At 71.7% G+C, this 7,906-nt stretch carries 5 protein-coding genes; 2 read left to right on the top strand and 3 right to left on the bottom strand.

Translation table 11 applies throughout. The features are described from left to right. Window positions 1–234: 234 nt before the first annotated feature. Both AC07FN_RS33780 and AC07FN_RS33775 read right to left on the bottom strand, forming a co-directional pair. Window positions 235–1,587 carry an MFS transporter gene (locus AC07FN_RS33780; RefSeq protein ID WP_478399269.1) on the bottom strand — a complete coding sequence of 451 codons (1,353 nt, stop codon included), beginning with the start codon at window positions 1,585–1,587 and terminating at the stop codon, window positions 235–237. Between the two features lie 130 nt (window positions 1,588–1,717). Beyond that, on the bottom strand, window positions 1,718–2,368 hold the full coding sequence (locus tag AC07FN_RS33775) for a TetR/AcrR family transcriptional regulator (RefSeq protein WP_478399268.1): 651 nt from the start codon (window positions 2,366–2,368) through the stop codon (window positions 1,718–1,720). A gap of 112 nt (window positions 2,369–2,480) precedes the next feature. On the opposite strand from AC07FN_RS33775, the gene AC07FN_RS33770 reads away from it, so the two are divergent. Further along, the gene (locus AC07FN_RS33770) at window positions 2,481–3,359 is read left to right on the top strand and encodes a shikimate dehydrogenase (RefSeq protein ID WP_478399267.1); all 879 of its coding nucleotides are present in this window, start codon (window positions 2,481–2,483) and stop codon (window positions 3,357–3,359) included. Then, a complete protein-coding gene (locus tag AC07FN_RS33765) occupies window positions 3,346–5,166 on the top strand; it encodes a bifunctional sugar phosphate isomerase/epimerase/4-hydroxyphenylpyruvate dioxygenase family protein (RefSeq protein WP_478399266.1) in 1,821 nt (606 codons plus the stop codon). Before AC07FN_RS33770 ends, AC07FN_RS33765 begins: the two co-directional genes overlap by 14 nt. Window positions 5,167–5,205: 39 nt before the next feature. Here the strand turns inward: AC07FN_RS33765 and lanL are convergent, their stop codons facing one another. Beyond that, window positions 5,206–7,779 (bottom strand): class IV lanthionine synthetase LanL, encoded by a 2,574-nt coding sequence (gene lanL, locus AC07FN_RS33760; protein ID WP_478399265.1) that lies wholly within the window; start codon window positions 7,777–7,779, stop codon window positions 5,206–5,208. Window positions 7,780–7,906: the final 127 nt, after the last annotated feature.

The following is a 7,906-nucleotide window of genomic DNA, read 5'->3' as shown; positions in this document are numbered from 1 at the left end:
CATCCCCGCGATACAAAGCCGCCCAGGGGCTGCGGGTCGGATGTCAAGCCTGAAACCCCGAAGGGGCGGCCGCCAGGCCGGGCTTGACCTCCGGCGCGCAGCCCTCACAATCCACCCATCGCGGGGATGGCCCAAAAGATGCCGAACCCCTAACTAAAAGTCCCAACCCCAACCCCAACCCAAAAAAGGGCAGGCCCCCGGGAACCAACCCGAGAGCCTGCCCAAAGCCAAACCTCAAACGGCCGGAGTCCTAGCTCCAACCCCAAAGGAAGACGAACGCCCGGAAGCTAACCCCAGATCCTCGGTGGGAACCCGATAGGTCTCCCGCCCGGTGGCAACGGCAATGGCGTTCAGCACGCAAAGACCGGCGGTGAACAGCGCCACGTTCACCCACCCGTCCCGGCCGCCGCCGATGGCTTCGGCGATGCTGGGCGCGAACCCGGCCAGGGCGAACCCGATCTGCGTGCCGATCGCCATGCCGGAAAGCCGCACCCGCGCCGGGAACATCTCCCCGTAGAACGCGGGCCAGATCCCGTTGGTGGCGCTGTAGACCACGCCGAACATCAGGATCCCGGTGGTGAAGATCAGCGTGTAGTCACCGAGCGACAGCGACCACAGGTACGCCGCCATCAGCACGGCGCATCCAAGGGAGCCGCCGATGAACACCGGCTTACGCCCGATCCGGTCCGCCAGCTTCGCCCACAGCGGGATGGCGAACAGCGCCGCGACGTTGGCCAGCACGCCGACCCACAGGATCGGCGCCTTCGCCAGGCCGGCGGTGTTCACCGCGTAGCTGAGCGCGTAGACGGTGAAGATCGTGCTCACCGCGGCGATCACCGAGGCGACCACGACGCGCAGCACGCTGGCCCAGTGGTCGCGGAACAGCGGGACGAGCGGCGTCTTGGTCCGCTTGGTCTCGCCCGCGGCCACTTCGTGTTGGAAGACGGGGGTTTCGTCGAGCTTGCGGCGGATAAGCAGCCCGGCGACGACCACCGCCGCGCTGAGCCAGAACGGCAGTCGCCAGCCCCAGGTCAGCAGGTGATGTTCGGGCAGCGCGGCCACCGGCAGGAAGACCGCGGTCGCCAGGATCTGCCCGGCTTGGGTGCCGCTGAGGGTGAAGCTGGTGTAGTACGCGCGCCGGTCCGGCGGCGCGTGCTCCAGCGTCATCGAGTTCGCGCCCGCCTGTTCGCCGGCCGCCGAGAAGCCCTGCATCAGGCGCAGCGTCACCAGCAGGGCCGGCGCGGCCACGCCGATCTGGTGGTACGTCGGCAGGCAGCCGACCAGCACCGTCGACACGCCCATCAGCAGCACCGTGGAGACCAGCACCCGCTTGCGGCCGAAGACGTCGCCGATGTGGCCCAGCACGAAGGCGCCGACCGGCCTGGCGAGGTAGCCGACGCCGAAGGTGGCGAGCGCGAGCAGCGTGCCGGTCGCGGGGGAGGAGGCCGGGAAGAAGATCTTGTTGAAGACCAGCGCGGCCGCGGTGCCGTAGATGAAGAAGTCGTAGTACTCCAGGGCGCTGCCGATCCACGCGGCGACGGCGGCCTTGCGCGGTTTGCCCTGCGTGGCGGTGGAGTGGTCCGTCACTTGTAACTCCAAGGATCCGTGCACCGTTGCTCAGACCGGCGACTTATGAACCATCTAGTTAGTCCCAAAGAGTGAAGTGTGGCGCATCACCTGTCAAGGGTGTGTTCCGAGTGGGTGTCCGCGCTGGAGATCAGCGCGCGGTGAGGTAGTCGAGCACCAGGTCGCCGAGCATCGTGCGGTAGTGGTCGCGGCGGGCCGGGTCGAGCATGTCGCGCTTGAAGATCGCCTGGAACGTGTAGCGGTTCGCGGTGCGGAAGACGCAGAACGAGCTGATCACCATGTGCACGTCCAGGGCGTCGGCGTCCGCGCGGAACTGCCCGGCCGCCTGGCCGCGCTGCAGGATGCGGCCCAGCACGTCCACCGCCGGCGTGGCCAGGCCGGGCAGCAGCTCGGACTTGGCCAGGTGCTCGGCGCGATGGATGTTCTCGATGCTGACCAGGCGGAGGAAGTCCGGGTGCGACTCGTGGTGGTCGAAGGTCAGCTCGGCGAGCCGCCGGATCGCCTCGATCGGGTCCAGGTCGTCGACGTCGACCTCGCGCTCGATGCCGCGGATCACGGAGTACGCGTTCTCCAGCGCGGCGAGGTAGAGCTGCTCCTTGCCGCCGAAGTAGTAGTAGATCATCCGCTTGGTGGTGCTGGTGCGGGCCGCGATCTCGTCCACGCGGGCGCCGGCGTAGCCCTTGTCGGCGAATTCCGCTGTGGCCACCTCGAGGATCTCCGCGCGCGTCCGCTCGGCATCGCGATGCCGGATCTCCCTGGTGTCGGACGTCGGTGTTGCCACGGCGCTCCCTCGCGGTTTGGGCTGGACGCCCACTGTAGTGCAGCGGCCCTTCCCGGATCGGGGCTTCGGGCCTATTATTAACTAGCTGGTTCGTTAATTAGGAGGAGCTCAGGTGCGCAACCAGGACGGCTACCTCGTCGGGCTCATCGGATCGGGCATCGGCCCGTCGCTGAGCCCGCCGCTGCACGAGCGCGAGGCCGAGGAGCTCGGGCTCCGCTACCTCTACCGCCGGTGGGACCTGGACGTGCTGGGCAAGCCGGTGTCGGCGATCGGGGAGCTGGTGGCGGCCGCCCGCACCGCCGGCTACGACGGCCTCAACATCACGCACCCGGGCAAGCAGGCGGTGATCGAGCACCTCGACGAGCTCTCGCCGGACGCCGTAGAGCTCGGCGCCGTCAACACGGTCGTCTTCACCGGCGGTCGCGCCATCGGCCACAACACCGACTGGTCCGGCTTCGCCCGCAGCTTCAGCCGAGGCTTGCCGGACGCCCCGGTGGAGCGCGTCGTGCTCCTCGGCGCCGGCGGCGCCGGTGCTGCGGTGGCGCACGCGATGCTGACCTTGGGCGCCGGGGTGCTCCGCGTGCTCGACGTCGACCCGCGGCGCAGCGAGTCGCTGGCCGAGTCGCTGCGTGCGCGCTTCGGCGCGGACCGCGCGGAAGCCGCCCCGCTGGAGTCCGCCGCCGGGGCGCTGGCCTGGGCGGACGGCTTCGTGCACGCCACGCCGACCGGGATGGCCGCGCACCCCGGCCTGCCGGTGCCCGCCGAGCTGCTGCGCCCCGGGCTGTGGGTGGCCGACGTCGTCTACCGGCCGCTGGAGACCGAACTCGTGCTCGCCGCGCGGGCGAACGGCTGCCGGGTCCTCGACGGTGGGGGCATGGCCGTGTTCCAGGCCGTCGACTCGTTCCGCCTGTTCACCGGCGTCGAGCCGGACGCCGCGCGGATGCTCCACCACTTCGCCGAACTCGCCGGAGGTGTGCATGTCCACCGCTGATGCCCGCAGGGTGATCGCCACCGTCTGCCTGTCCGGCACCCTGGAGGACAAGCTGGTCGCCGCCGCGGCGGCCGGGTTCGACGGCGTCGAGATCTTCGAGAACGACCTGATCGCCTCCGCCGCCTCGCCCGCCGAGATCCGGCGGCGCTGCACCGACCTCGGGCTGACCATCGATCTCTACCAGCCGTTCCGGGATTTCGAGGCGGTCCCGCCGGACGTGCTGCGGGCCAACCTGCGGCGTGCCGAGCGCAAGTTCGACGTGATGGAGCAGCTCGGCGCCGATCTGGTGCTGGTGTGCTCGACGGTCTCGCCGGACGCGGTCGACGACGACGAACTGGCCGCCGAACAACTGCGCCTGCTCGCCGAACGCGCCGCCGCGCGGGGCATGCGCGTCGCCTACGAGGCGTTGGCGTGGGGCCGGTTCGTCAACACCTACGACCACTCCTGGCGGATCGTGCGCCGCGCCGACCACCCGGCGCTCGGGTTGTGCCTGGACAGCTTCCACGTGCTGTCGCGGGGCAGCGATCCGGCGCTGATCCGCACCATCCCCGGCGAGAAGCTGTTCTTCCTGCAGCTGGCCGACGCGCCGCGGCTGGACATGGACGTGCTGCAGTGGAGCCGGCACCACCGGCTGTTCCCGGGGCAGGGTTCGTTCGACCTGCCGACCTTCGTCGGCAACGTGCTGTCCACCGGCTACGCGGGGCCGCTGTCGCTGGAGGTGTTCAACGACGTCTTCCGGCAGGCCGACCCGGGACCGGCGGCGGTGGACGCGATGCGGTCGCTGCGGCTGCTGGAGGAGCAGCTCGGGATGCCGGTCGCCGCGCCGGCACCGGAGCTCGGCGGCTGCGCCTTCGCGGAACTCGCCGTCGACGAGATCGCCTCGGCGCGGCTCGCCGACGCGCTCACGTCGCTCGGCTTCTCGCTCACCGGGAAGCACCGCAGCAAGCCGGTGCAGCTGTGGGGGCAGGGCGGCGCCCGGGTGCTGCTGAACGCCTCGTCGTCCACATCGGACTCGGCGGCGATCGGTGCACTGGCGGTGGAAAGCGAGGATCCCGGCCGGTCCGCGGAGCGGGCGGACGCGATGGGTGCGCCGATCCTGCCGCGTTCCCGGGGGCCGGAGGAGGCGAACTTGGCGTCGGTGGCGGCGCCGGACGGCACTGAGGTGTTCTTCTGCGACACCGAGAGCTGGCTGTCGGACTTCCCCGGCACGGAGGCCCCGGCGGAGCGGGGGCTGGGCATCACTGGCGTCGACCACGTCGCGCTGACGCAGCCGTTCGACCACTTCGACGAGGCCACGCTGTTCTACCGCTCGGTGCTCGGGCTGGAGCCGGAGCCGATCGTGGAGTACGCGGCGCCGTTCGGGATGGTGCGCAGCAGGGCGGTGCTCGACCCGTCCGGCACGGTGCGAATCGCGTTGAACGGCACCCTGGTGCGCCGCGGGGAGTGGGCGCCGGCGGTCCGGGACCCGCAGCACATCGCCTTCACCTGCGAAGACGTGCTGGCTGCGGCGCGCACCCTGCGCGAGCGGGGAGCGCCGGTGCTGCGGATCCCGGACAACTACTACGACGACCTCGACGCGCGCCTGGAACTGGACCCGCGCCTGCTGGCCGAGCTGCGGGCGAACTCGGTGCTCTACGACCGGGACGAGAACGGCGAGTACCTGCACCTGTTCACGGAACTGTTCGGCTCGCGGATCTTCTTCGAGCTCGTCCAGCGGATCGGAGGCTACGCCGGATACGGCGTGGCGAACGCGCCGGTCCGGATGGCCGCGCACCGCAGGCAGCGCATGGCCGGCACCGAGTCCTGATGCCGGCAGGGCCGACCAGCGGTAGCGCCGGGGGCCCGGTCACACCGGTGGGGTCCAGGGCGTGGTCCACAGGCGGGCACCTTCGCGGTGGTGCAGGCGGCGCAGGAACGACAGGACTCCCGACGTGCCGGTCGACCACGGGGCGCTGGCCGCCTCCAGGGAGTTGTCCGGGAAGTCGGGCCTGGTGAAGTCACCGCCGCTGCGGGCCAGCATGTGCACCGCGATTTCTCTTGCTCCCAACCAGAATTCCTCGTCCTCGGTGGCGATCGCCAGGTCGATCAGCGCCTCGCCGATCCCGGCCAGGCCGCAGCACTGCGACACCACCCACGCTTGCGGCGCCAGGCCGAGGCAGGCTCGGGCGCCGTCCTTCGCCAGCGCCCAGTACCGGTCGTCGTCCCAGTGCTGCGCCGCCGACACGAGCGCCGAGACGACGCCCGACATGCCCTGGCACCACGACGCAGCCATCGGCCGCGCCGGTGGGCGCCGCAGGACCTCGATCAGCCCCGCCACCTCGTCCGCGAGCGAGGAGAACCGCCGCGCCGCCTCTGCTTCCGCCTCCGGGTGGCCGGTGTGCTGGTGGTAGGCGAGGAGGAACTGCGCGATTCCCGCACTGCCGTGGGCGAATCCGGCTTCCAGCGCGACACCGGTGTCCGCCGCGGCCGGGACCGCGTCCTCTGTGGCGCGCGTCTCGCCGCTGAGCAGCCGCCGCGCGCATTCGTCGACCTGTGCGAGGTGTCCGGCGTCCGTTTCCAGGGCGTGCAGGACCAGGTGTCCCGCGCCGATCCCGGCGACGCCGTGGATGTAGTCGCCGCGCTCGTCGGCGGCGAGTTCGATCGGTTTGGACACCGGCAGGTCCGGTGCCGCCCGGCGGGCGGTCGAGAGGAAGATCTCCGTTCCCGTGCGGCCGAAGTACATCGCGGCCGGCAGCTTCGCCGGTGGCGTCGCGGCGATCGTCCAGCGCGCCAGCTCCAGCCCGGCGGCCACGCCACGCGGATGGTGCAGCAGCTCCAGACCGAGGCCCGCGGATCCGCTGTAGACGTTCGTCTTCGGCGGCTCCGAGCGGCCGACGTCGGTCGGCGACGCCGCCATCCGCTCCGCCGCGCCGATGCACTCCTGGATCGTGTGCTCCAGCACCGATTCGAGCAGGTCCGCGGTGAGTTCCGGCGCCACGGGGCGGGAGCCGCGCCGGGTGCGGCGACCGGCGCGGAGGTCGGCGAAGGCCGCCGTGCGCTCAGCCGGATCGAGGCTGATCAGCCCGGGCAGCAGGGCGCGCACCCCGGTCGCGCTCGGGTACAGGCGTTCCAGGCACAGCAGCGAGCGTTCGAGGTTCCGGGCGGGGTCCTGGCCGACGCCGATCGGGTTGATGCCGGTGGCGGCGAAGAACAGGGTGGCACCCAGGGAGAAGTAGTCGTCCGCCGGTTCCGCCTGCCGGTCGGTGTGCTGGTCCGGCACGCTGTAGCCGCGGGTCCAGCCGTGCAGCTGGAAACCGTCGTAGTAGCTGTTGCCGAAGTCGATGAGCGTGCAGCGGCCGTCGTCGTCGAGCACCACGTTCTTCGGCGACAGGTCCCGGATCACCACGCCCCGCTCGTGCACGGCGGCGAGGATCTCGGCCAGCCGCGCGGCGAGCACGCCCAGGTCGCGGTCCGCGCTGGTGGCGTCGTCGAAGAACCGGGTCCGCTCGCCGACGTACCGGTTCAGGTCGAGGGTGCCGGCGTCGGTGATGACCAGGTACTCGTCCTCGCCGTGCCGGAAGTGGTCGAGCAGCCCGGGCACGCCGTCCACCCCGTCCAGGGCTTGCAGGATGCGCCGCTCGTTGCGCAGCTGCATGCGCAGGTCGATGCCGTTGATGTTCTCCCCGACGTAGGCGCGGGCCTCCTTGACCACCACCGCGCGGCCGTCGGGATCCACGGCGCGGTAGACGTTTCCGCGCGGTCCGCGCAGGACTCCCGAGGTGAGCCGGTACCGCCCGCCGAGCACGCTGGGCCGCGCGGTCGTCGGCTGCGCGGCCGGTTCCGGCCCGGGGTCCGGTTCCGGGCGGAACGGGTCGCTCGCCCACGGCGGGCAGCTGAACTCGGCGCCCGCGGCGCCCGGCTCCACCTCGCCGTCCGGGCCGATCACCACTAGTTCGAAGTCGCCGTTCTCGTCGACGCGGTACTGCGGCCGGAACGGCGCGAAGCGGTAGTACACCGGCGCGTCCGGCCGGATGCGCCGGTCGCTGGTGATCCGCGGGCCGGCCATTCCGGCGAGCGCTTCGGCCAGCAGGTTTCCCAGCCGCACCACGGCGTCCTGCGGCGGGTAGACGGTCATCGCCTTGCCGACCGTCGCCGGGTCGGCGTCGCCGGAGTTGAGCTCGTGCAGCACCCGCCGGGAGCGCGCGACCTTGAAGTCGCAGTCCCAGGCCAGCAGCAGCGGCAGCGCCCGGTCGAGCGTCTCGGCGAGCGTGCCCGGGCGCGCGGAGATGTGCAGCTTCCAGCCCTGGTCCGGCACCGCGATACCGGGTTTCCGCACGCTCACCCAGGTTTCGTCGACGGCCACCTCCCGGCCGTCGCGCTCCGCCGCCTCCGCCAGCCGATCCCGGACGGTGGTGTCCGAATCGGTCGCCGTCGTCTCCATGCTGTGCCGCTCCCTGGTCGAATCCGATCTGCGCGGCGGGGGGGGGGGGGGGGGGGGGGGGGGGGGGGGTGGGGTGGGGGGGGGGGGGGGGGGGGGGGGGGGGGGGGGGGGGGAGGAGGGAGGAGGT

Source organism: Saccharopolyspora sp. NPDC045941, from assembly GCF_056431445.1.
Note: the sequence above shows the minus strand (reverse complement) of the source record. Positions and strands in the feature narration are given on the sequence as shown.

Excerpts from the sequence above, each read along its gene's own strand:
- AC07FN_RS33765 (WP_478399266.1), top strand. The coding sequence starts at position 3,346 with ATGTCCACCGCTGATGCCCGCAGGGTGATCGCCACCGTCTGCCTGTCC.
- lanL (WP_478399265.1), bottom strand. The coding sequence starts at position 7,779 with ATGGAGACGACGGCGACCGATTCGGACACCACCGTCCGGGATCGGCTG.